Origin of the sequence: Maricaulis maris (genome assembly GCF_049116555.1) — a bacterium.
Lineage (GTDB): Bacteria > Pseudomonadota > Alphaproteobacteria > Caulobacterales > Maricaulaceae > Maricaulis > Maricaulis maris_C.
The window spans coordinates 98,757-121,297 of sequence record NZ_JAGDYT010000025.1 but is presented as its reverse complement, the minus strand read 5'-3'; the positions used below and the strand labels follow the sequence as shown (position 1 = coordinate 121,297).

General features: G+C 62.3%; 23 protein-coding genes. 8 read left to right on the top strand and 15 right to left on the bottom strand.

From position 1 onward, the window contains the following. The first annotated feature begins 82 nt into the window (after window positions 1-82). Window positions 83-571: a hypothetical protein gene (locus JXQ94_RS14665; protein ID WP_421924521.1), complete on the top strand. Its 489-nt coding sequence runs from the start codon at window positions 83-85 to the stop codon at window positions 569-571. 75 nt (window positions 572-646) lie between these two features. Here JXQ94_RS14665 and JXQ94_RS14660 read toward each other — a convergent pair whose 3' ends face one another. The 5 genes from JXQ94_RS14660 to JXQ94_RS14640 form a co-directional block, all read right to left on the bottom strand. After that, a complete protein-coding gene (locus tag JXQ94_RS14660; RefSeq protein WP_421924520.1) occupies window positions 647-1,501 on the bottom strand; it encodes an alpha/beta hydrolase family protein in 855 nt (284 codons plus the stop codon). Window positions 1,502-1,560: 59 nt separating this feature from the next. Then, on the bottom strand, window positions 1,561-2,643 hold the full coding sequence (locus JXQ94_RS14655; RefSeq protein ID WP_421924519.1) for a helix-turn-helix domain-containing protein: 1,083 nt from the start codon (window positions 2,641-2,643) through the stop codon (window positions 1,561-1,563). 80 nt (window positions 2,644-2,723) lie between these two features. Further along, window positions 2,724-3,290: an ATP-dependent protease subunit HslV gene (gene hslV, locus JXQ94_RS14650; RefSeq protein ID WP_295691795.1), complete on the bottom strand. Its 567-nt coding sequence runs from the start codon at window positions 3,288-3,290 to the stop codon at window positions 2,724-2,726. Between the two features lie 97 nt (window positions 3,291-3,387). After that, window positions 3,388-5,481 (bottom strand): putative bifunctional diguanylate cyclase/phosphodiesterase, encoded by a 2,094-nt coding sequence (locus JXQ94_RS14645; protein ID WP_421924518.1) that lies wholly within the window; start codon window positions 5,479-5,481, stop codon window positions 3,388-3,390. A 168-nt stretch (window positions 5,482-5,649) separates the two neighbouring features. Continuing rightward, window positions 5,650-6,657, bottom strand: a complete 1,008-nt coding sequence (locus JXQ94_RS14640) for an adenosine kinase (RefSeq protein ID WP_421924517.1) — start codon at window positions 6,655-6,657, stop codon at window positions 5,650-5,652. Window positions 6,658-6,758: 101 nt separating this feature from the next. Here JXQ94_RS14640 and JXQ94_RS14635 point away from each other — a divergent pair, with 101 nt between their 5' ends. Next, window positions 6,759-7,643: an ATP-grasp domain-containing protein gene (locus JXQ94_RS14635; RefSeq protein ID WP_421924516.1), complete on the top strand. Its 885-nt coding sequence runs from the start codon at window positions 6,759-6,761 to the stop codon at window positions 7,641-7,643. Window positions 7,644-7,767: 124 nt separating this feature from the next. Next, a complete protein-coding gene (locus tag JXQ94_RS14630) occupies window positions 7,768-8,247 on the top strand; it encodes a hypothetical protein (protein WP_421924515.1) in 480 nt (159 codons plus the stop codon). 563 nt (window positions 8,248-8,810) lie between these two features. Here the strand turns inward: JXQ94_RS14630 and nth are convergent. Beyond that, window positions 8,811-9,512: an endonuclease III gene (gene nth / locus JXQ94_RS14625; protein ID WP_421924514.1), complete on the bottom strand. Its 702-nt coding sequence runs from the start codon at window positions 9,510-9,512 to the stop codon at window positions 8,811-8,813. Window positions 9,513-9,532: 20 nt separating this feature from the next. Further along, entirely contained in the window at window positions 9,533-10,156 is a 624-nt protein-coding gene (locus JXQ94_RS14620; RefSeq protein ID WP_421924513.1) for a LysE family translocator, read from the bottom strand. Window positions 10,157-10,242: 86 nt separating this feature from the next. Between JXQ94_RS14620 and JXQ94_RS14615 the strand changes: the two genes are divergently transcribed. From JXQ94_RS14615 to JXQ94_RS14600, 4 genes are read left to right on the top strand one after another with little or no spacing between them, the layout of a single operon-like run. After that, entirely contained in the window at window positions 10,243-10,767 is a 525-nt protein-coding gene (locus JXQ94_RS14615) for a DUF2244 domain-containing protein (protein WP_421924512.1), read from the top strand. A 49-nt stretch (window positions 10,768-10,816) separates the two neighbouring features. Next, a complete protein-coding gene (locus JXQ94_RS14610) occupies window positions 10,817-11,665 on the top strand; it encodes a methylated-DNA--[protein]-cysteine S-methyltransferase (protein ID WP_421924511.1) in 849 nt (282 codons plus the stop codon). A gap of 9 nt (window positions 11,666-11,674) precedes the next feature. Next, window positions 11,675-12,241, top strand: a complete 567-nt coding sequence (locus JXQ94_RS14605; RefSeq protein WP_301063293.1) for a hypothetical protein — start codon at window positions 11,675-11,677, stop codon at window positions 12,239-12,241. 16 nt (window positions 12,242-12,257) lie between these two features. Continuing rightward, the gene (locus JXQ94_RS14600) at window positions 12,258-12,716 is read left to right on the top strand and encodes a VOC family protein (protein WP_421924510.1); all 459 of its coding nucleotides are present in this window, start codon (window positions 12,258-12,260) and stop codon (window positions 12,714-12,716) included. A 6-nt stretch (window positions 12,717-12,722) separates the two neighbouring features. Here the strand turns inward: JXQ94_RS14600 and JXQ94_RS14595 are convergent, their stop codons facing one another. The 6 genes from JXQ94_RS14595 to dnaK form a co-directional block, all read right to left on the bottom strand. Continuing rightward, complete coding sequence (locus JXQ94_RS14595) at window positions 12,723-13,397, bottom strand: helix-turn-helix transcriptional regulator (protein ID WP_421924509.1); 675 nt, start codon at window positions 13,395-13,397, stop codon at window positions 12,723-12,725. 131 nt (window positions 13,398-13,528) lie between these two features. After that, complete coding sequence (gene dapB, locus JXQ94_RS14590) at window positions 13,529-14,350, bottom strand: 4-hydroxy-tetrahydrodipicolinate reductase (protein ID WP_421924508.1); 822 nt, start codon at window positions 14,348-14,350, stop codon at window positions 13,529-13,531. After that, window positions 14,347-15,474, bottom strand: coding sequence for a hypothetical protein (locus JXQ94_RS14585; protein WP_421924507.1), 1,128 nt, complete (start codon window positions 15,472-15,474; stop codon window positions 14,347-14,349). The genes dapB and JXQ94_RS14585 overlap by 4 nt, the downstream gene beginning before the upstream one ends. 74 nt (window positions 15,475-15,548) lie before the next feature. Beyond that, on the bottom strand, window positions 15,549-16,739 hold the full coding sequence (dnaJ, locus tag JXQ94_RS14580; RefSeq protein ID WP_421924506.1) for a molecular chaperone DnaJ: 1,191 nt from the start codon (window positions 16,737-16,739) through the stop codon (window positions 15,549-15,551). Beyond that, window positions 16,739-17,605 carry an FkbM family methyltransferase gene (locus JXQ94_RS14575; RefSeq protein ID WP_421924505.1) on the bottom strand — a complete coding sequence of 289 codons (867 nt, stop codon included), beginning with the start codon at window positions 17,603-17,605 and terminating at the stop codon, window positions 16,739-16,741. Before JXQ94_RS14575 ends, dnaJ begins: the two co-directional genes overlap by 1 nt. A gap of 57 nt (window positions 17,606-17,662) precedes the next feature. Then, on the bottom strand, window positions 17,663-19,573 hold the full coding sequence (dnaK, locus tag JXQ94_RS14570; RefSeq protein WP_421924504.1) for a molecular chaperone DnaK: 1,911 nt from the start codon (window positions 19,571-19,573) through the stop codon (window positions 17,663-17,665). Between the two features lie 310 nt (window positions 19,574-19,883). Between dnaK and JXQ94_RS14565 the strand changes: the two genes are divergently transcribed. Further along, on the top strand, window positions 19,884-20,525 hold the full coding sequence (locus JXQ94_RS14565; RefSeq protein WP_421924777.1) for an alpha-ketoglutarate-dependent dioxygenase AlkB: 642 nt from the start codon (window positions 19,884-19,886) through the stop codon (window positions 20,523-20,525). Window positions 20,526-20,537: 12 nt separating this feature from the next. On the opposite strand, the gene JXQ94_RS14560 is transcribed toward JXQ94_RS14565, so the two are convergent. Together JXQ94_RS14560 and JXQ94_RS14555 are read right to left on the bottom strand one after the other, a co-directional pair. Continuing rightward, window positions 20,538-20,888 (bottom strand): hypothetical protein, encoded by a 351-nt coding sequence (locus tag JXQ94_RS14560; RefSeq protein WP_421924503.1) that lies wholly within the window; start codon window positions 20,886-20,888, stop codon window positions 20,538-20,540. Window positions 20,889-20,891: 3 nt separating this feature from the next. Beyond that, on the bottom strand, window positions 20,892-22,439 hold the full coding sequence (locus JXQ94_RS14555; protein WP_421924776.1) for an FMN-binding glutamate synthase family protein: 1,548 nt from the start codon (window positions 22,437-22,439) through the stop codon (window positions 20,892-20,894). Window positions 22,440-22,541: the final 102 nt, after the last annotated feature.

The following is a 22,541-nucleotide window of genomic DNA, read 5'->3' as shown; positions in this document are numbered from 1 at the left end:
TCGGGATGCAATTTGGGGGGTGGCGCGCTACGCTGAGCTTGTGCCGACGGTCGATCGTCGACCTCGCAGGAGATGGGCCCGCATGACGCCGAACGTTCAAGGCCAAACGCCCTATGTCCGATGGCTGGCGCGAATATCAATCCTGTTATTGCTCGCCCAAGCGGCTTACGTGACCGGCTGGGCCATCGTGGACATCATGGTGCGCCTCGAGCTCTGGCCTCGCAGCACCGAAGGCTGGGACGCATACAGTTTCTTCGCGTCGCTCTCATTCTGGCAGGAAGCCGCCTTCTTCAGCTCGACCCTGTTGGCGCTGGTCAGTGTCTGGCTGCACTGGCGCCGGAGTTTCTGGGTTCTGCCCGTCTATTTCCTGTCCTACCTCCTATACCGACTCGACAGCTTCCTGCTCACGCTCAACAGCCTCTTCAATGGCATTGCCGGTGTTGAAACATTCGCCCCGATGCTGATCCTGCAACTCGCACTCTTGCTGGCGCTTATCCTGCTTTGGGGCGAAGGCTATTTCGACCAGGACCGGCTCCGCTTCTGGCGCAAAGGTCCGCCCGCTGATCGCTGATCTCTGCGATCCTCGGGTTATCAACCGCGAAGATACCGATCCGGTCGTTGGCGGCGGCGTCATAGCGGTCAATGCTCACCGGCCCGCTGACGCCGTGAAACGGGCCATGTCCGGCACCCAATCAAGCATCACCTGACCGGTCTCCACATTCAGGAAATTGTGATCCGCCTGCTCAACGAGAATGTATTGATAGGGCTGCCCCGCCAAAGCGAGCGATTCAATCACCTCGATATCGAGCCTTGACGGGTTGCTGTCATCGCGTTCGCCCAGAATCCAAAGCATCGGAACGGACGCATGTGCCAGGTCGCAAGCCGGGTCATATCCGATCGTCTCGGCCTGGCCTGGCGTCATTTCAAGCGCGGCATCGATCGACAGGCCCGTATCGGTCAGGGCGTCGAACGTATCAGAGACCGAAACCGAGCTCGCACCGCCAACCAGGCTGACGGCAAAGTCAATCGAGTCTGAGCGCGCCGCCGCCGCGGCATTGATCCATCCACCCATGCTCGAGCCGACAATCCCGATCCGGTCATAGCCCAATTCATCAAGATGGTCGGTGATCGCGACCAGGTCCGCGCCAAGGGCGGGAATCAGCCAGGCGCTGTTGGACGTATCGGGGACCGTCGAACTCCCGGATGAGTCGCCAAACCCTCGGCGATCGTAAATGGCGACAGCGGTTGTTTCATTCAGGAAGAGATTGATCGCTGCAGAAGTGTCGCTGCGCACGCCAACCCCGGATCCGCCGGAGATGACGAGGACGGTTTCCGGGTCAGAACCTGGCAATAGGTGGACTTCGCCGGCTATCCGGCCCTCCGGTGAGGGCGCTTCAAATGGAATGACCGGATTTACGACTGGCGGGTCTGCCCTCAGGGTCGCAGGCAAGGCGAGACTGGCAAATGTTGCAAGGAAGAGTGGGCGCAGCAGATTGGGCATCGGGAACTCCATGACCGGTTGGGCCCCGCACTCTTGCCGCAAAGCGTGCGTCGAGCGCCTCACTTTGCAAAGTGAGACGTGCGAAACTCGGTTGGAGATTGTCCTGTCACGGATTTGAAGGACCGGTTGAAGGCTGCCTTGCTATTGAATCCGCAGGACAGCGCGATGGCGAGAATGGTTTCATCCTGATCGCTGCCCAGGCGTCGCTTGGCATCCTCGACCCGCAAGGTATTGAGCCAGGCCTTCACATTGAGTCCGGTTTGCGCGTTGATCACATAGGACAGGTAGTGCGGTTGGAAACCGGTAAGCTCGGCAAGGCGGGACACCGTCAATTGCGGCTCCCGGTGCAGGCGCGATTGCGTCACCGCATCCCGGATCTCGGCAAAGAGCCGCTCGGTTGTTCCCGCATCCAGCAAGCCCTCTCTGACCCGGGATGGCGACGCTTGGACGCCGCTTTTCGGGATGAAGGCGAAGGCGCGCCAATTGATCAGAACAACCAGCGAGAGACTGTACAGGAAGAGGGCGAGCCCTATCGTGGCAAGCAGGTCGGAGGACACGGGTAATCGGTCGACCAGGTGCTCGGTGGCAAAGCTGGCGGCGACCAGAAGGACGAAGGCGAGGAAGCCCAGGATCGACCAGAATGCATAGCGGCCAAGTGTGGAGCGAGGCAGTTGCCAGAGCACCCAGAGCGTGGCGATCAGATAGCCCAGCAGGGCGACCGCTTTGGTCAGGCCAAGCAGGCTCGTTTCGACCGGTATGGAATGGGTGGCGTTAACGAAGGCGATCTTGTCCGCTCCGGAAAGCGCATAGAATGGCAGGAAATAGACCAATGCCAGCAAGGCCGGGAGGGCGTGCAGGGCAGACCAGCGCAGTTCGAAGGGTCGGACAAGGGAGCGGGCAAACAACCAGATGCCCGGCCCGATCAGGTAGGGCATCCATGTCGTCGCGCGCAGGATATGGGGAAATTGCCGCCAGCCGCCGCTCTCGACAATCCATTCTTCGACGACAATCGCCATCGCTGCGATCAACGCTGTCAGCAGAGCGGCGAAACCCACCGGGTTGCGGTTGCGGGCCCGAAACAGCGCCGCCGCGAGGACCAGACCCTGGGTCAGACCAAGAGCCGCGAGAATGTGGAGGATCACCGCTCTCTACCCCGCCTTCATGACTCGATCCGGAGAGCCGGACATTGCCTGGCCGGGTTTGTGGTGCCCGGTTCCATGATCTAGCTGATCTCTTCGATCGTCAGATTCTCGTTCGTGTAGACACAGATCCGGGCGGCAATCGCCATCGCCTTCCGGGCGATGATTTCCGGGTCGGCCTCATACTCGTAGATGGCGCGCGCGGCCGAGAGGGCGAAATTGCCGCCGGATCCGACCGCGACCACACCGTCTTCGGGTTCCAGCACATCCCCGGCCCCGGTCAGCAGATAGGTCGCATCCTTGTCGCCGACGATGAGCATGGCTTCAAGGCGGCGCAGATAGCGATCGGTGCGCCAGTCCTTGGCCAGTTCGACACAGGCGCGGGCAAGTTGTTTGGGATATTGTTCCAGCTTGCCTTCCAGACGCTCGAACAGGGCAAAGGCATCGGCCGTCGCGCCGGCAAAACCGGCAATCACATCGCCCCCGGCAAGGCGGCGGACCTTTTTGGCATTGCCCTTCATCACCGTCGGTCCGATCGAGACCTGACCGTCACCCGCGACGACCAGGCGGCCATCCTTGCGCACGGCGATGATCGTGGTGCCGCGCCACAGGCTGGCATCGGCATAGTCGGGGGAAGAAGCGTGCGTCATGGACCGGTCTCCGGATGATGTCGTCACAAGGATGTGGCCGACACCGCGGAGCGGATCAAGGGGTCATGCTGCCGGATGTCCGACCACACTGCCCGTATTATTCGTTGACGGCGCGGTCGGAATAGCTGTCCGAGGCAAAGGCGACAAAGTCGGTTGCCGGCATCGGGCGGGCGAACAGGAAGCCCTGGGCCAGGGTCGCGCCCTGACTGCGCAGCATCTCGTACTGCTCTGCCGTTTCCACGCCTTCGGCGACGGTCTCCAGCTTCAGCGACTTGGCCATGGCCAGAATGGTCTCGACCACGATGCGGGCATGATGATCGGTGGTCATGTCGCGCACGAAGCTCTGGTCAATCTTGAACACGTCAAACGGCATGCGCGTCAGATAGGCGAGCGAGGAGTGACCGGTTCCGAAATCATCGATGGCGAAATTGACGCCACGGTCGCGCAGCGGCTGAACCTGTTCAATCACGCGCTCGGGGTTTTCCATGGCGATGGATTCGGTCAGTTCGAGTTCGAGCAGGTGCGGCGGCAGATTGGCCGCGGCCAGGGCATCGAGCACGGAGTCCGAGAAACCGTCGCGATCAAACTGCATCGCCGAGACATTCACCGCGACCGGAATTTCAAGACCACGCTCACGCCAGGCGGCGGCTTCGCGGCAGGCGGCACGCAGGACCCAGTCACCGATCTCACCGATCAGTCCACATTCCTCGGCGGCCTCGATGAAGGCGCCTGGTGACAGAAGTCCGGCGGTCGGATGCTGCCAGCGCACGAGCGCCTCGGCCCCCGCGCAAGCGCCGTCCTTCATGAGGACCTTGGGCTGGTAGAAGACGACCAACTGGTCCTGGGCGACGGCATCGCGCAGTTCATTTTCCAGCACCAGGCGCTCGAAAGCGGACTGGTTCATGCTCGGTTCGAAGAATTGTGCGGACGATCCACCGGCGCGCTTGGCGTGGGCCATGGCGAGGTCGGCATGGCGCATCAGTGTCTCCGGATCCGCTCCGTCCTGCGGGAAGACCGCGACCCCGATCGACACACCGAGGAAGACCTGGTGGCCGGAGATCTCGAAGGGCAGACGGATTGCATCGACCAGCTTGTTGGCGACGCGCGCCGCGTCGGCGCTGTCCTCGATACTGGGCAGTAGCACGGTGAACTCGTCTCCACCCAGGCGGGCCACCATTGACGGGTCCTCGACATTGCCGGCAGCAAGGTCACAGCCACGCGTGACTTCGGAGAGGCGACGTCCGACCATTTCCAGCAGGCGGTCGCCTTCGCCGATGCCCAGCGAGTCATTGACGCGCTTGAAACGGTCAAGGTCCAGGAAGAGCACGGCACCCGAGGAGCCGACTTCCAGCGATTTGCGGGCCACGCGCTCCGTTTCCTTGCGGAAGCGTTCGCGGTTCGGCAGCTCGGTGACCAGATCCACATAGGCGAGGCGATGTATGCGCTTCAGATTGCCGTCGAGGCGCGCGAACATGCGATTGAATGCGTTCGCGAGAACTTCCAGCTCGTCGCCAGTCTTCACCTTGATGCGCATGTCGAGATTCTTCGACGAGGCGAGGCGAGCGGCATCGGTCAGGGTCTGAACAGGGCGCAGGGCACGGCCGACAATCAGCGCAGCCAGCGGCAGGAAAATACCCAGAGCGAACAAGGCAATCAGGGTCTGGCGCTGGATTGCGGCATTGCGTGATGCGGCGAGTTCGACCAGCGGCTGCTGCATGTAGACGACGCCAACCAGGCGGCGCGACTGGGTGTAGACCGGAGCCGAAACCTCAAGCAGACCTTCATGGAGATCATAGCGAAGATCGCCGGCGCCGAGTGACATGACGGCGATGTCGGCAGCGCGGAGCTGACCCTGCTCGCGCTCATCCCCATAGGCTTCACCGAGGACTTCACGGCGATTGTTCAGCACGTAGAGCTGGGACGCGCCGATCGAGTTGATCAGTTCTTCGATATACTGGTCGACATGGGTCACGTCATTTGTGGAAACGGGAATGGCGAGCCGGCTGGCCGAGGCCTGCAGTGTGGCCACCGAACGCTCGATGAGGAGGTTTCGCGTCTCGCGTTGGGCGGACACGCTTTCCAGCGTCATCAGCATGAGTGTTGTCGCAAAGATCAACGCGCCGGTCAGAAGCGTGAACTTCATCACCAGCGAGCGCATGACTCGAGCAACCGCTTTGCGGATGGGTGCCATATTAACCCCTAAACGCGCCCCCCGTGAGGTCGCGCAATCGCCACCAAACTCCGGATGAATATCGCTACTCACCCGTTCTCAGTGACAAGCATCTCAGCAACCACTTGAATTGTGGTTAAAGTGCCGGAGTTAAATCGTTAAGTTTTTAGGCAAATGCCCTGAATACCTTTATTCAAAGGTGATCCCGCCGGACTCCGCGAGTGACTTCAACCCCGTTTCGGGTCTCGCGCCATAGTGCGAGATGATTTCCGCGGCACAGATCGCTCCCATTCTACCCGCTTCGGCGAGGGGCCGATCCCGGGCCAGACCGAGCAGGAAGCCGGCGGCAAAGAGATCGCCGGCGCCGGTGGTGTCGACCAGTTTGGAAACCGGTTCTGCGGCGACCGTGACCATGTCTGCGCCGCGGGCAATGACGGCGCCCTTTTCCGAGCGCGTGACGGCCACCACGGCGACGTCCTCGCGGGCCTGGGCCATGGCCGTGTCGAAATCCTCGGTTTCGTAGAGCGCCTTGATCTCGGCCTCATTGGCCAGAAGGATGTCGATATGATTGGCGACCAGGTGGCGGAATGCTGCCCGGTGACGTTCCACGCAAAACAGGTCGGACAGGGTCAGGGCGGTGCGGCGCTTGTGGGCAGCGGCCATTTCGGCGGCGGCCACATAGCCGCGCTTGGCTTCCTCGCGATCGAAGAGGTAGCCTTCCAGATAGATGATTTCAGAGGCTTGAAGGGCTGCGGCACCGGCCTCGACGTCTTCCTCGGTCACCAGGGCGGCCGCGCCCAGGAAGGTCGACATGGAGCGTGCCGCATCCGCTGTGACATTGATCAGGCAGCGCGCGGTTGCCGGACCGGTCTTCAGCGGCGGCGTGTCGAAATGGACGCCAACCGTGCGGATATCATGGGTGAAAATCTCGCCCAGCTGATCGTCTGCGACCTTGCCGATATAAGCGGCCTTGCCGCCCAGTGAGGCGATGCCGGCCACGGTATTTGCTGCCGAGCCGCCCGAAGCTTCCTTGCCAGGCTGCATGCGCTCATACAGCGTACGGGCCCGATCCTCATCGATCAGTGTCATGGCGTCCTTGGCGATGCCCTCGGCGGCCAGGAAGGCGTCGGTGGCGGGCGAGAGAACGTCGACAATGGCATTGCCCACGGCAAGCACGTCAAAACGGGCATCGGACATCGGTATAATCCATTTCGGCTGGCAAGAATGGCAGGGTTAAACGCAGCGCCCGTCGAGAACAAGGCTTGCCGTCACGATCCGCTCCGGCTAGCCAGCCCCTCATGACCCGGATCGCTTTTCTGACAGCGAGCTGCATGCTTCGCGACCATCCCGATGCCCGCAAGGACTATTGGGAATATGAGCTTGAAATTGCCGCGCTTCAGCCGGCCTGTGCCCAGCGTGGCATCGATCTCGAGCCGGTTATTTGGGATGCGCCCGACTTTGATCCCGCGCCATTCGACGCGGTCATGATCGGCACGTGCTGGGATTATATGGAAAAGCCGGACGCCTTCATGGCGACCCTCGAGCGCTGTGATCGCGAGAGCCGATTGCTCAATCCGCTTGAGCAAGTGCGCTGGAACAGCCGCAAGACCTATCTCAAGGACCTGGCCGATCGCGGTGCGCCGATGATTCCGACGATCTGGGCTGATGCCGCCAACGCACAGACCATCGCAGCGGCCTTCGATACGCTGGGGGCCGGTGATGTCGTGGTGAAGCCGGTTCTGGGTGCTGGTGCCTGGCGCCAGGCTCGTATTCGTCGGGGCGAGGCGCTCCCGGCAGCCGCGGACCTGCCGCCGGCCGAGTGCATGATACAGCCCTTCCTGCCGGCTGTCGGCGAAGAGGGCGAATACGCCTTCCTCTTTTTCAACCGCGAATTCTCGCATTGCGCCCGGAAGATTCCGGCCAAAGGTGATTACCGCGTCCAGTCGGAATATGGCGGGCATGAGGAAATTCATACGCCGAGCCCCCAAGAGCTCGCTCTGGCACGCTCCGTCCTCGATTGTATCGAGGGCGACCTCCTCTATGCCCGCGTCGACATGCTGCGCGGTCTGGATGGCAAGCTGGCCCTGATCGAGATCGAACTCATCGAGCCCTATCTCTATCCCGAACAGGGCCCGCAGATCGGGGCGGTATTTGCCGAGGCGCTTGAGGCGCTGCTGGGCTAGTCTTGGGGAGAAGACCAGGGCCGCAGTCCCTCTTGCGGCTTGGGTGGGACATCGACAGGATTCCGTGCATCCATTCGTCACATCCAGGGGGGATATGACCGTGTTTGCCCGATTCTTCCGTTGGTTGATTGTGATCGTCTGGATGGCGCCGGTCGCGGCTTTGCCGCTCGCCCTTGTCGCCCTTGGCGAGGTGACGTTCTCGCCTGAGGGCCGGTGCAATTTCGGGCAGTGTTGGGGAACCGGAAAATGGGACCCCTTCTTCTATATCATCCTGTTGTTCCCGCCGGCCTGGGGCGGGGTGATCATTCTGCATTTGCGCGGGTCACGGAAGCTTTCCTGGGGGCAGTATGTCTGGTCGTCCCTGGCCAGCCTTCTGGGCCTACAGCTCTTCAACATTATCTGGACCAGCTTCCTGCTGAATTTCTCGATCCAGCAAGCCTTCGTGGTCGGTCTGTCACATCCGATCACCTGGCTGATGTTCGCGGTGACGCTGAAGGGTTACATCATTCTCTGGTACGCCGCCCATGAAGCGCTTCATCGACTTCCAAGGCCGCTGGGTATCGCCGGCCGGGATGAGTGGGACAGGTCAGCGAGTCCAGCCTAGGCGCCCGGAAAATCGGCGGGCCCGGCCTTTCTTTCACCCGCGCCTCCACCCACCGTCAAACCGCTTATCCCCGTTTCGGCCATCCTTCCTTCTCCTTGGGGAAAAGGTGGCCCAGGGCCGGATGACGGAAATTTTTCCTCGCTGGTACAGGACCTTACTCCTCATCCTGGCTCTCTCCCCGGGGCGGCAGAAAAGGCCTCTCACCCGGAAAATCACCAAACTTGTCCTCCCCCCGGCCGGGCCATGGGATACTGCCCTCGGTTTTCGGGACGGGAGGCGCGAGCTCAGTCACTTGTGCCCGGAAGCGTGCGGAGCCTGTCCGCGTGCGGGGATGACAGCCCGACACTCCGGCAGGGCGTGCGACCAGGTCGCGGGGCACTAAACGACCGACCCCATCTACCTGTCGCATTGGAATCGGGGTGGAGACAGCCCGGGAAACCTCCGCGAACGGGATGTCGGCGATGTCACGTTATTCAAATCAACCGGTTATCGGCATTGGCCGACATCCCGTTCTCCTCCCTCTCTCGCCGGCGCCTCGCGCGTGCGGTGCCAAAGGGCCTGGGTCACGCGCCTTTTGGTGCCGGGGTCTTGTCCTTGAACTGGCAGATATCCTCGACGGGGCAGCGCCAGCATTCTGGCTTGCGGGCCTTGCAGAGATAGCGGCCATGCAGGATCAGCCAGTGATGGGCGCCCTGGCGGAATTCGTCGGGCATGATCTTCTCGAGGCGCAATTCGACAGCCAGAGGATCCTTGCCCGGCGCCAGCCTGGTGCGGTTGGAGACCCGGAAGATATGGGTGTCGACGGCAATGGTCGGCACGCCGAAAGCCTCATTCATCACCACATTGGCAGTCTTGCGACCGACGCCCGGCAAGGCTTCCAGGGCGGCCTGGTCGGCCGGCACCGCGCCGTCATGCTTGTCGATCAGCTGGTGTGAAAGCGCGATGACATTCTTGGCCTTGTTGCGGAACAATCCGATCGTCTTGATCCGGTCGCGGACATGATCCTCGCCCAGCGCCACCATCTTCTCGGGCGTATCGGCCTCTTGGAAGAGGAGTTTGGTCGCCTTGTTGACCCCGACATCCGTGGCCTGGGCGGATAGCGCGACGGCCACCAGCAGCGTGTAGGGATTGGTATAATCCAGCTCCGTACGCGGATCGGGGCGGTCCTGGGCCAGCCTCGCCATCAGATCATGCGCCTGTTCCCGATTGAGGCCGCGCGGGGCCCGCTTGGCACGTTTCTTTGTCTTGGCAGGAATGGCGGGCATGGCTCGGTCTCCCGATAGAGTCAGGCAGGTCGCGTATCAAGGAACAGCCAAATTGCGATCAAGGCCAGCAGAACAGCCAGTGTGCGCCGGAACAGCCGTGTCTGGTTGGAATCTGCCAGCCAGACTGATGCGCGCGACGCCATGGCCACTATGGCGAGATGAATCGCGGTCGCGACCCCAACCGAAATGGCAGTCAGGCCGATGGCCTGAGGCAGGCTGGGAAGGTCGGGCCGGATATAGTCGGGCAGGACGATGAGGTAGAAGAGGCCGGCCTTTGGATTGAGCAGGTTGATCATCAGACCATCGCGAAAATGCCGACGCAGGGAACCGGTCATGCGGGCGGGCGAGCTTTCTCCGGCACTTCGCCAGCCCTCGAGGGCGAGCCATAGCAAAAAAGCCGTGCCGCCATAGCGCAAGGTCTCGAACAGCCAGGGTGAGCGCGCGATCAGCGCGGCAATGCCCAGAGCAGCGAGCAGGCCGAGCAAGGCGAGTCCCGCGGCCACTCCGAGCACGGCCGCCAGGCCGGCGCGGCGGCCGCGATCCGCGCTCAATACTGCCAGCCAGGCCATGTTTGGACCAGGAGTCAGCTCGATCACGACGACGGTAAGAATGAAAGCGAAGAGAGGGCTTGCGGCGGCGTCCATGGCGCATGGTTAGGCAGAAACGCGGGTTTCGTCACCGGGCAAAACGCCGCGTGGAAATGCCCGGGCCCCGCCCTATCCTGTTGCGCATGAGTGGAATTGTTGAAACCTGGCCCGCCGAGGCCGCGCCGCCGATGCGCCATGACGGGCCTGTATTCATGGAGGCCGAACTGGCGCCCAACCGCTCTCTGGCCAATCCGGCCTTCATCGCCCTGATGGCGGCGATCGGCGGAATATCTTTCACGGCCGGGATTTTCTATCTGATCCTCGGGGCCTGGCCTGTCCTGCCTTTTTTCGGATTGGACGTGTTCCTGGTCTGGCTGGCCTTCAGGATTTCCTATCGCGATGGTCGTGCCCGGGAATTTGTCCGCGTCGATGCCCGCGATATCGAAGTTGTGCGCCAGCATCCGACCGGTCATCGCCGTCGCTATCGTCTGCCGACGGGCTGGGTCAGGTTGAAACTCCATGACCCGGAGGCGCATCATGCGCAGCTGGCCCTCCATGCGCACGGTCGGGCCCTTGTGCTGGGCCAGTTTCTCAGCCCGCCCGAGCGCGGAGAGTTTGCCACCGCGCTGGGGGAGGCGATCGCGCGGGCGCGAAAGGCACCAGTTTGACCGCAAGAACCGGGTGGAGCTGATCTGGCGAGCGCGTAAACTCGTCCTCATGACAGCCGATATCTACACGCTCGACGCTTCCTCCCGGGATTATGACCGCATCGCCGGTGCGCTCGCCTATCTGGGTGATAATTGGCGCGACCATCCCGATCTCGATCGTGCCGCGAAAGCGGCCGGCCTCTCGCCTCACCACTTCCAGCGGGTGTTCACCCGCTGGGTTGGTGTCTCGCCCAAGAAATTCGTCGGAGCCCTGGCTCATGATGCTGCGCGCGAAGCCATTGATGACGGGGCGTGTGTGCTCGATGCGGCGTATGAGGCGGGTCTGTCCGGTCCGGGACGATTGCACGACCTCTTTATTGCCCACGAAGCCGTCACGCCGGGTGATGCGCGACGCCGTGGCGCCGGTCTGCAATTTCACTGGGGTGTCGCGCCCTCACCCTTTGGGGACGCGGTCCTGCTGATCGCGCCGCGCGGCCTCTCGGCCATGGCTTTTGCCGATCCGGATGTGGAGCGTGGGTTTGCCGATCTCGAAGCCCGTTATCCGGCGGCTCGGTACGAACGCGATGACGCCCTCGCCCGGCACTGGTGCGAGCGGATATTTGCCGCCGAGCGAGCCGAGAAACTGCCCCTCGCGCTCTACGGAACGCCCTGGCAACGTCAGGTCTGGCGGGCCCTTCTGACTCTGAAACCTGGCGAGACGACGAGTTACAAGTCAATCGCCGAGCAGGTGGACTCTCCCAAGGCTTCGCGCGCTGTCGGGGCGGCTGTTGGTGCCAATCCGATTTCCTGGCTCATACCCTGTCATCGCGTGCTGGCCACAAACGGCAAGCTGACCGGCTATCATTGGGGTGTGAAACGCAAGCGCGCCATGCTCGCCTATGAGGCCGCGAGGCGCTAGATTGCGCCCATGAGCAACCCATTTCTCTATGCGGCTGCCGCAGCGTTGATTGCGGCTGCGGCCTTCTTACTTAGCTGGCTCGCTGCACGCCGTTCCCTGATGGAGGATGCGCGGTCGGAATATGCCGAGCGCTGCGAGAGCAAGCCGGGAACGGTAAAGGGCGTGGACGAACAGGTGTTCGAACGCCTCTATGTGTCCGCGCACGAGCCGCGTGGTGCGCTCTATATCGCGCTGGCATTGGTTGTGGCGGTGGCGATCACGCCCTTGGCCGGAGTCGGATTGATCGCGCTCTGGCCCTATATCGTCATGCTGCTGGATGGCGGGCCCTGGTATGACGTCGGATATTATCCGTGGATGTTCTACATGTTCTTCGGCCTGTGTGGCTGCTGGGCTTTCGCCGGCGCCGTCGTCGCCCGCATCCACCATGCGCGCACGCCGGAAAACTTTCACCCGGCCCTCGCCCGTGCTCGTGGCGAACCGCTCGATGATATTGTCATTCCGCGCAAACGCCCCAAATGGGCGGTAAAAGCCTTGTCCGGTTCGTCTTCCGATACCGAGACGCCGAACGACAACTGACGATCAGGGGAATTTCATGCGTTATCTGCACACAATGGTCCGGGTTTCGGATCTCGACGCCAGCCTCCGCTTCTATTGCGAGGGCCTCGGCCTGACCGAGATCAGTCGCCATGACAGCGAGAAGGGCCGCTTCACCCTGATCTTCCTGGCCACGCCGGAAGATGTCGCCGCGGCCGGCTATGAGGGCGGCAAGATTCCCGAGGGCCTGCCCTGCGTGGAGCTGACCCATAACTGGGATCCTGAAGCCTATCAGGGCGGCCGAAATTTCGGTCACCTCGCCTACCGCATGGACAATGTCTACGACACCTGCCAGCGCCTGGCGGACTTGGGGTATACGATCAATCGCCCGCCCCGCGACGGCCATATGGCCTTCGTGCGCTCCCCGGACGGAATCTCGGTCGAACTCCTCCAGCGTGGCGACAATCTGCCGGCGCAGGAGCCCTGGGCGTCGATGGAGAATACCGGGAGCTGGTAGGGCGTCTCAAGCCGCCCGCCGCATGTCCTCATAGCGCTTGCCGGGTTCGTCGTCGAAGCTCTCGGCCAGCACCGTCAGGCGCTCTACCCGATCGGTCCGGAAATGGCGGAAATCATTACGCAGCTCGCACCAGGCCGAGAGTAGCCAGACACGCCCGAAACAGGTCAGCGCCAGGGGCCGGATGACGCGTTGAGTCGTGTCGTCGGCCAGGGATTGGTAGCGCACCCGAAGTTTGCGCTTGTTGGCGATGGCATTGCGGACAGGGCCGAAGGCCTCGGGGCGCACGGTCTCGTCGAGGAAGGCGGCAAAGAGCGGCACATTGCGCAGCCGCTCGCGATGACTCTCCGGCAGGGCGTGCTCAATTTTGGCCAGCGCCTCATTGGCGGCCGAGGCAAGATCCTTGTCGCCGGTTGCCTTGACGAGACGTGCCCCGAGCGCAAGCGCGTCGAGCTGTTCGAAGGAAAAGGTCAGCGGCGGCAAATCGAAGCCTGGCCTCAGGACATAGCCGACCCCCGCTTCACCATCGATAGGCGCGCCCGATCCGATCAGATGCGCGATATCGCGATAGATGGTGCGCTCGGACACTTCGAATTTATGGCCCATTTCATGAGCCGTGACAGCGCCAGGCGCGGCTTCACGCAAAGCCTGGACAATGCGGATGAGACGTTCGGCCCGGCGCACTGACACCTCCTGCAATACCGTTATGGCGGGATGATGTCAGGATTTGTGGTATGCGGCAAGTCGCGAGGTTTCACGTGCGACACTCGCATGCAAGTTGAAGACTGACACGAAGTGTCAGGGTGGATGAGGCCCTATCCGACGACATCCTGCATGGTATAGCGCCCGTTCGGTCGACCCTCGCCTTCATTGATCATCCAGCGGGCCGCCTCCAGGGCGCCGCGGGCAAAGATCGAGCGATCGAGCGCGCGGTGGGAGATTGTGATCTCCTCAAGCTCGGCGAGATAGCGCACCGCATGTTCGCCGACCACAGAGCCGCCACGGCTGACGGCAAAGCCGATCGAGCCGCTCTGACGCGGACCGGTCGTGCCTTCCCGGCTCCATGTCGCAACATCTTCCAGGCGTTCCCCGCGGGCCTCGGCCGCGGCGCGGGCCAGCATGATGGCTGTTCCGGAGGGCGCATCGGCCTTGCGCTTGTGATGGGTCTCGTGAACCTCGATATCCCACGCCTTCGCCGGCAGGCGCGCGGCTTGGCGCACCAGGGCTTCTGTCACGGCAACACCAAGCGAGAAATTTCCGGCGGCGAGGAGCGGGATCTTGTCCGAACACGTTGCAAGTCGGGCTTCCTGGTCGCGATTGAACCCCGTCACACCGGTGACCAGGCTTGGCCCACCGAGGCTCGCCAGACGTTCTGCCGCGGCAACGGTCATGCCCGGCAGACTGGAATCGATGACGATATCGGCCCCGTGCACGGCTTGCTCCAGCGCGGTCTCACCCAGGCAACCGATGGGATCGCGCTCAAGCCATGTCCCGATATCGACACCGCAGGCAGGCGATTCCGCTCGGACAACAGCGCCGGCGAGCCTGAAATCAGGTGAATCCAGAAGCGCGTGGCAGATGGCGCTGCCCAGCCGGCCGGTCGGGCCAAGCACTGTAACGCGGATGGGAGAGGTCAAACCGGAGTTCCTGTGACGAGCTGGTCCGCAATCTTTTCAAAGATATAGGAGCCGAGAATGGGCAGAAGCGGAAGCAGGATATAGAGCGAGAAGCGGGTCGTCACGCCGCTGGATACCGGCCATTCCGGGCGATTGGTGATCCAGACTTCATAGTCGGTCAGTCCGGCCAGAGCCGCCGCCGCCGCGGGATCCCCGGCCAGGGCATGGTCACGAACCCGGTCCATCTCGGCGTGAATGCGCGCGAGCTCGGTCTGCTTGGCCGCGCATATTTTCTTGTGCACCGGATGCACGGCGCTCGTGAGCAGGAAAAGTCCGCCCAGGACGGACACGCCGACCACCGGGATGGTCATCCATAACTGGCTGGCGTCGAAAATTTGTTGCGGGTTGTTCGGATTGATCAGGAATAGCAGAAGAATTGCCGCCATGATCATCCAGGAGCGAGCCGCCTTCAGGCCAATTCGACCGAACACGGCCAGGCGCTCGAGATGGAACAGGTCGACTGCGAGATGGCCGCGGATCAAGGCTTTCAGGGCTCCGCTCTCTCGCGCCACATCGACCCCCGCTCGAAAACCGATCCCGTAGAGCAGGGGCGAGACCACCAGGAACCAGAGCCCGACGGAATTGGCGTACTCGATGAAACTGAAGCCGCCGGAGACGATCATGAAGCCATTGAATACCAGGCCCGCGATGGCACCGACGACAAACATGGTCAGGTATTGTCGGCGCCAACGGGCCGGGATGCCGGCATTGAGTGCCTCGACCTCGACCACCCCGCTCGGTTTCAGCGCCGCGATCAAGAGCTCTCTTTCCCTTGCCCACATGTGGCGCCCGGACTCGGTAAAGGCCGTACCCGCTGTGAAGATGAGGGAAAGAACCAGAGCGATCCAGGCGACCTGGGTCATGACCATTTCGCCCGCTGCACCAGGCTCGAAGACCGGTGGCCGCTGCGTCAGCGTCGCGACTACCAGGTAGAAGCCGTAGACGAGGAACAGGATCAGCGCGGTGGTACCGCCAAACCCGAGCGGCGACAGGGCGTAGAAACGCACTTCCGCAGGCTGGAAGCAATCCGTCGGACGCTCAATGGCCTCCGGTTCGGTTTCATCAGGGGCAGGCGTCTGGTTCATACCGTGATTGGTAAGCCGTTCCGCCTTGGCCTGTCATCCCATACCCGGTCGTGTTGTTTCACGCCCGGTCAGGTTCAGCCGGCATTGGGTCGCCCGTCATCCGTCGTTACCTCATCCCAGAACTGCTTGACCTTGTTGAAGAAACCGGCGCTGTCGGGATTACAGTTCTCGCCGGACAGGTCACAGAATTCTTTCAAAATCTCTTTCTGGCGGTCGCAAAGATTACGTGGGGTCTCGACGAAGAGCTCGACGATCATGTCACCGCGCGGCCCGCCGCGAAGGCGGGGCATGCCCTTGCCGCGCATGCGCATGCGCTTGCCGGTCTGAGCACCTTCGGCGATCTTCATCTCGGCCTTGCCGCCTTCAATGGTGGGAACCTGGATGGTGCAGCCCAGGGCCGCCTGGACCATGGAGGCCGGCGTCCGGCAATACAGGTTGGGCCCGTCACGCTCGAAAATCTCGTGCTCACGCACCGAGATGAAAATATAGAGATCACCGCGCGGCCCGCCACGCGCTCCAGCCTCGCCCTCACCGGCCAGCCGGATACGGGTGCCATCCTCGACGCCAGACGGAACGGTGACATTGAGGGTACGGGTCTTGCGCACGCGTCCGACGCCATCACAGTCCTGGCAGGGCGTTTTGACGTACTGGCCGCGCCCGCCGCATTGCGGACAGGTCTGCTCCATCGTGAAAAAACCCTGGGAGCGACGGATTCGACCTGCACCCTGACAGGTGCCGCATGTGTCCAGCTCCGTACCCGGCTCATTGCCCTGGCCGTCACACCGTTCGCAATGCATGGCGGTGGGAACCTTGATGGTCTCATCGGCGCCGTTGAAGGCATCCTCCAGCGAGATTTCCATGTCATAGCGCAGATCGGCGCCGCGGGCCGGACCGGACTGGCCGCGGCCGCCGCGTCGGCCGCCCATGCCGCCGCCCATATTGAAGGCCTCGCCAAAAACCTGTTCAAAAATGTCCGAGAAGTCGGCTGCACCGCCGCCGCCACCGCCGAATGGACCTTGGCCGCCGCCCATGCCGCCCTGCTCGAAAGCGGCGTGACCCATGCGGTCATAAGCGGCGCGCTTGTTCGGGTCGGAGAGAACCGACCAGGCCTCGCCGACTTCCTTGAACTTCGCCTCGGCCTCGGCATCGCCGGCATTGCGGTCCGGGTGGAATTTCATCGCCTGTTTGCGATAGGCGCTCTTCAGAGCCTTCTCGTCGGCGCCTTTCTCGACACCCAGGACTTCATAGAAATCACGCTTGCTCATCACTGTTCACCTGTCCGCAGGACCAGAACCGCGTTCTGCCGCATTTGCTGGGCCACTGTGTAGCCGTGTTCGAGGCAGAGACCGGAAGCGCCTTCGGTGATGGCGGCTTCATGCCGGGTCTCCAATAGGATCATCGTCGGCCAAAGACTCTTTGGAGCCTCGGCGAAGAAAGCTTTCAGGACCGGGGTTTCAAATCCCTCAATGTCCATTTTCATGACGTCGACACGCTCGACGCCCGCTTCGGCCAGTGCCGCTTCGAGCGGGCGCAACCGTATCGTGTCGCCGGTCTCGCTTGCTGTGGCGACATGGACCTCGCCGCGATTGGTAACCGACTGCACCATGGCGCCTTCGCCTTCTTCCGCACCCAGCGCATAGGGCAGGACAGTCACGCTCCCGGCCTTGGAAACAGCGAGGTTGAATTCGAGTCGGCGCCGGTTTTCGGTATCAGGCTCGATGGCGATCGCCTTGACGGGATGTGACTGCGCGGCAGCATCGGCGAGGACGGAGAGCGTGTAGAGACCGGCATTGGCGCCGGCGTCGACGAAGATGAAGGCCTCTTCGGCGGGCTTGGCCGCCATGGCCTCGCGAATGGCACGGCGCTCGGCATTGTCCCAGCTCTTCGACCCGGCGAAGACCCGTTTCTCGCAGCGATTATCGCGCAAATGGACGCGCGCGAACTGGCCGGGAAAGACCTCGATATCGGCGATCTCGCGACCGCCGGACATCAGGGCCCGTCTCACAATTGATTCCGCACTACGGCGCAGCGCGTCACCGGGCATCGCCATCGGAAGGCGACGGACACGCTCGGCCAGCGGCGAAAGAGCGAAGGCTCCAAACGGAGCGGTCAAGGGGTCGGGACGGGTCATGGTCGGGCTCGAAAGGTGAGCCGGGAGGGCGACAAGCCCTCCCGGTCAAACCGGACCTTACGCGTCTTTCTTCTTGTCGTCGTCGACTTCGGAGAATTCCGCATCAACCACGTCATCATCGCCTTCGGCATCAGCCTTGGCGTCGCTTTCGGCGGCTTCGGTCTGCTGGGCCGCATACATGGCTTCACCGAGCTTCATGGCCGCCTGGACGAGGGCCTGGGTCTTCTGCTGGATCGCTTCGAGATCCTCGCCATCCTTGACCTCTTTCAGCTCATTCAGGGCCGCCTCGATGGCGTCCTTGTCCTCGCCCGGCACCTTGTCGCCGAACTCTTCAAGCTGCTTCTCGGTCTGGTGGACCATCGCTTCGGCACCGTTGCGGGCCTCGACGATTTCCTTTTTCTGCTTGTCCGCTTCGGCATTGGCCTCGGCGTCCTTCACCATCTGCTCGATATCGTCGTCCGACAGACCACCGGAGGCCTGGATCCGGATGACCTGCTCCTTGCCGGTCGCCTTGTCCTTGGCGGACACGTTGACGATGCCGTTGGCGTCGATGTCAAAAGTGACCTCGATCTGCGGCAGACCACGCGGTGCTGGCGGGATGCCGACCAGGTCGAACTGGCCGAGGAGCTTGTTGTCGGACGCCATCTCGCGTTCACCCTGGGAAACCCGGATGGTCACGGCCGTCTGATTGTCATCCGCGGTCGAGAAAGTCTGGGATTTCTTGGTCGGAATGGTCGTGTTGCGATCGATCAGGCGGGTGAAGACACCGCCCAGCGTCTCGATGCCCAGCGAAAGCGGGGTCACGTCGAGCAACAGGACGTCTTTCACGTCACCCTGCAGGACGCCGGCCTGGATGGCGGCGCCCATGGCAACGACTTCATCCGGGTTCACACCCTTGTGCGGGTCCTTGCCAAAGAAGCCCTTCACGGCCTCCTGGACCTTGGGCATGCGGGTCATGCCGCCGACCAGCACGATGTCGTCAATGTCGGACGGGCTGAGGCCGGCATCCTTGAGCGCCTTCTTGCAGGGCTCGAGCGTGCGCTTGACCAGATCCTCGACCAGGGCTTCCAGCTTGGCACGGGAGAGCTTGATATTGAGGTGTTTCGGGCCAGATGCGTCAGCCGTGATGAAGGGCAGGTTCACTTCGTAAGAGGTGGCCGAAGAGAGTTCCTTCTTGGCCTTTTCGGCTTCTTCCTTCAGACGCTGGAGAGCCAGCTTGTCCGACTTCAGATCGATGCCGTTCTCTTTTTTGAACTCGTCCGCGAGGTATTGGACGATGCGCATGTCGAAGTCTTCACCGCCGAGGAAGGTGTCACCATTGGTGGCCTTCACCTCGAACACGCCGTCGCCGATCTCAAGGACAGAGACGTCGAACGTACCGCCGCCGAGGTCGAACACGGCGATCGTCTTGTTCTCACCCTTGTCGAGGCCATAGGCCAGGGCAGCCGCGGTCGGCTCGTTGATAATGCGCAGGACTTCCAGGCCGGCAATCTTGCCGGCATCCTTGGTGGCCTGGCGCTGGGCGTCGTCGAAATAGGCCGGGACCGTGATGACGGCTTTTTCGACCTTCTCGCCGAGATAGCTTTCCGCGGTCTCCTTCATCTTCTGAAGGGTGAAGGCGGAAATTTCCGACGGGGAGTATTTCTTGTCGCGACCCTGGACCCAGGCGTCATTGCTGTCCGACGGGACGATCTTGTAGGGCACCATGTCGATGTCCTTCTTGACCGTCGGGTCATCCATCATGCGGCCGATCAGGCGCTTGATGGCAAAGAAGGTGTAGTCCGGATTGGTGACGGCCTGACGTTTCGCCGGCTGGCCCATGAGGCGCTCGCCATCTTCGGTGAAGGCAACGACGGACGGGGTGGTCCGTACACCTTCGGAATTCTCTATGACCTTTGGCTGGCCGCTTTCCATAACTGCCACACAGGAATTGGTCGTACCCAGGTCGATGCCGATGACCTTGCTCATTGATCGTCTCTCCGTTTTTTCCAAGCGGGACCCGTCCGGCGAATGCAGGGCCTTCCAAAGAAGCACCTCACATCCCGCTGACCGTCCCCTTCGGGGTCGTCATTGATGATACCGGTGTGCCGACACCGGCTTGGTTCAATCCACAGGGCAGAACCCTGCGCTTGATGGCGATTTAGGGAGGCGCGAGGGCGAGCGCAAGGCCTGCATCAGCGCCATCGCATATGCGACATACGCATTTGATATGACTCAAGCCTTGCCAATCCGCACATACCGGGTGGTCAGCGCCCTGACCGCGGCCCATCTTGAAGGTATGAGCACGCCCTATGTCATGCCGGACGGTTTTCGACTTCTGCCGGGAAAACTCTCCCGATCGGAGCAGCAGGCGCTGATCGAAGCGGTGATCGCGGCGCAGGAGAAGGCGCCCTTCTGGCGACCGACCATGCCGCGCACAGGCCAGCCCCTGTCGGTGAAGATGACCAATTTCGGCATGCTGGGCTGGGTCACCGACAAGATCGGCGGCTATCGCTATGAGCCCTGCCATCCAGAGACCGGCGAGACCTGGCCGACCATGCCGGACGCGTTGACCGGGCTGTGGCGCGAACTGGCGAATTATCCGGTCGATGCCGAAGCTTGCCTGGTCAACTGGTATGCGCCGGACAGCAAGATGGGCCTGCATATCGACTGGGACGAGGAGGCCACGGATGCGGCGGTGGTCTCGATCTCGTTGGGCGACAAGGCGCGCTTTCGGCTTGGCGGGCCCAAGCGCGGTGGCAAGACGGCCTCGATGGTGCTGTCATCTGGCGATGTGGTCGTGCTCGGCGGCGCGGCCCGGCGTTGTTATCACGGTATTGATCGCATCTATCCTGGCACATCGACCCTTTTGCCGCCGGACTATTTTCCCGGTGGTGGCCGGATCAATCTGACGATGCGTCGCGTGAAGCGAGTGTCATGATCACCAGCTTGATCAAAGCGATGCGATTGCCCGAGACGCGGACGCCACAATGACCAGTAGGAAAACCGGCACCATGACCGGCACCACCCTCAGCGCCCAACTTTCCGGCAAGAACAGAATATCGCGAACCCAGTGCGGATCCGTCTCCTCGACACCCCTCATGCGTCGGGCCAGTGTCTGAAGGATGCAGCGTCCGCGATTGAGGACAAGGCCGAGAAAGACCCCGACCGGCGGCAGCAATGCCCAGATTGCCCACACCGCGCCGTGGCCGCTGGCAGCGTACCAGCCAATCGGTAGCAGGCTCGCAATGCAAACGATGAATACGATCGTGTGAACGAGTTGAAGCAGGAATAGGGGCGACATGCGCTAGGGCTGCTTAGGCAGGCCCGGGGCGCCACCGCCGGCCGGGGTCAACCGGTTCGGCGCGTCATCATCCGGCAGGTAGTTCAAGGTCGTCATCGGTAGAGAACGTCCATTGGCCTGGACGATGCGGACATGCTTGCGCCCGAGCCGGCGCGGTTCCGGTACGCCACAGGAATGGGCGATCATCTCGACATGCTTGCGGACCGTATCGGCATAGACCGCAACCCGTTCGGCCTTGTCACGCACCACCAGGCCGCGCTGCAGGCTTTTCTTGTGCGTCGTGACGCCAGTCGGGCAGGTGTTCTGGTGGCATTTCAGCGCCTGGATGCAGCCCAACGAGAACATGAAACCGCGCCCGCACTGAATGAAGTCGGCTCCAGCGGCCAGTGCCCAAGCGACCGCACCAGGGGTCAGGAGTTTGCCTGAAGCGATGATCCGGATGCGTTCTTTCAGGCCGTAACGCTCGAGGATGGAAACGACAATTGGAAGGCTTTCGCGGATTGTCAGGCCGACATTATCCATCAGCGCCATGGGAGCTGCGCCAGTCCCGCCATCGCCGCTGTCTATGGTGAAGAAATCCGGCGCATTTTCGGGTCCGCGCTTCGTTATCTCTTCGCACATCTCCTCGAGCCAGCCATAAGCCCCGATGACGGCCTTGAAGCCGATCGGCTTGCCGGTGACTTCGCGGATATGCCCCATCATGTCCAGCAGGCCGCCAATATCGTCGAACTCGGGATGACGATTGGGGGAAATCGATGCCTGGCCAACCGGAATGCCGCGGATTGTCGCAATATCCCGCGTGACTTTCTCGGCCGGCAGGATGCCGCCCTTGCCCGGTTTTGCGCCCTGCGAGAGTTTGAGCTCGAACATGCGCACCTGTTCGTGCGCTGCCATTTTCCGCAAATTACTGTCGGACAGGCCGCCTTCTGCGTTGCGGACGCCGTATTTCGCGGTCCCAATCTGGAAAACGATGTCGCAACCGCCTTCAAGATGCATGGGCGACAATCCGCCCTCGCCGGTATTCATCCAGATCCCGGCCTTCGCCGCGCCGCGTGACAGGGCCCGCACGGCCGGCTTCGACAATGCGCCATAGCTCATGCCGGAAATATTGAAGAATGAGGGCGCGTCATAGGGGGTACGGGCCTGTGGGCCGATCCGCATGGGACGGGATTCAGCGGCATCGTCGTCGAGCAGGGGAAAGGGGCAATTGACGAAAATCGCCGTGCCCGGCTTGTCCATCGGCTTGGTGGAGCCGAAAGGAATGGTCCCGCCCTTGCCCTCTGAGGACCGGTAGACCCAGTCCCGTTCAGCCCGGTTGAAGGGCAATTCCTCGCGGTCCATGGCGAAGAAGTATTGCCGGAAGAACTCCCCCAGCGTCGTGAAGAGTGAGCGAAAGCGCCCGAATAGCGGATAATTCCGGCGCACGGCATCCCGGGTCTGGGTGATGTCCGCCACATACATGAAGAAGCCGATCAGAACGGCCAGGCCCACGGCGAGAATAAAGGCCTGGGTCAGGATGTTCATCGTATCCATGGCCCAACTCGGTAGCATCGACATCGTCACCTCCCACGCGCGCGCGCCGCATCATGCCCCGTGAAGAGGGCCGAGGCGAGCGTCGGGTTGTGGGCCATCGCAAATGTGACGGGTCGTGAG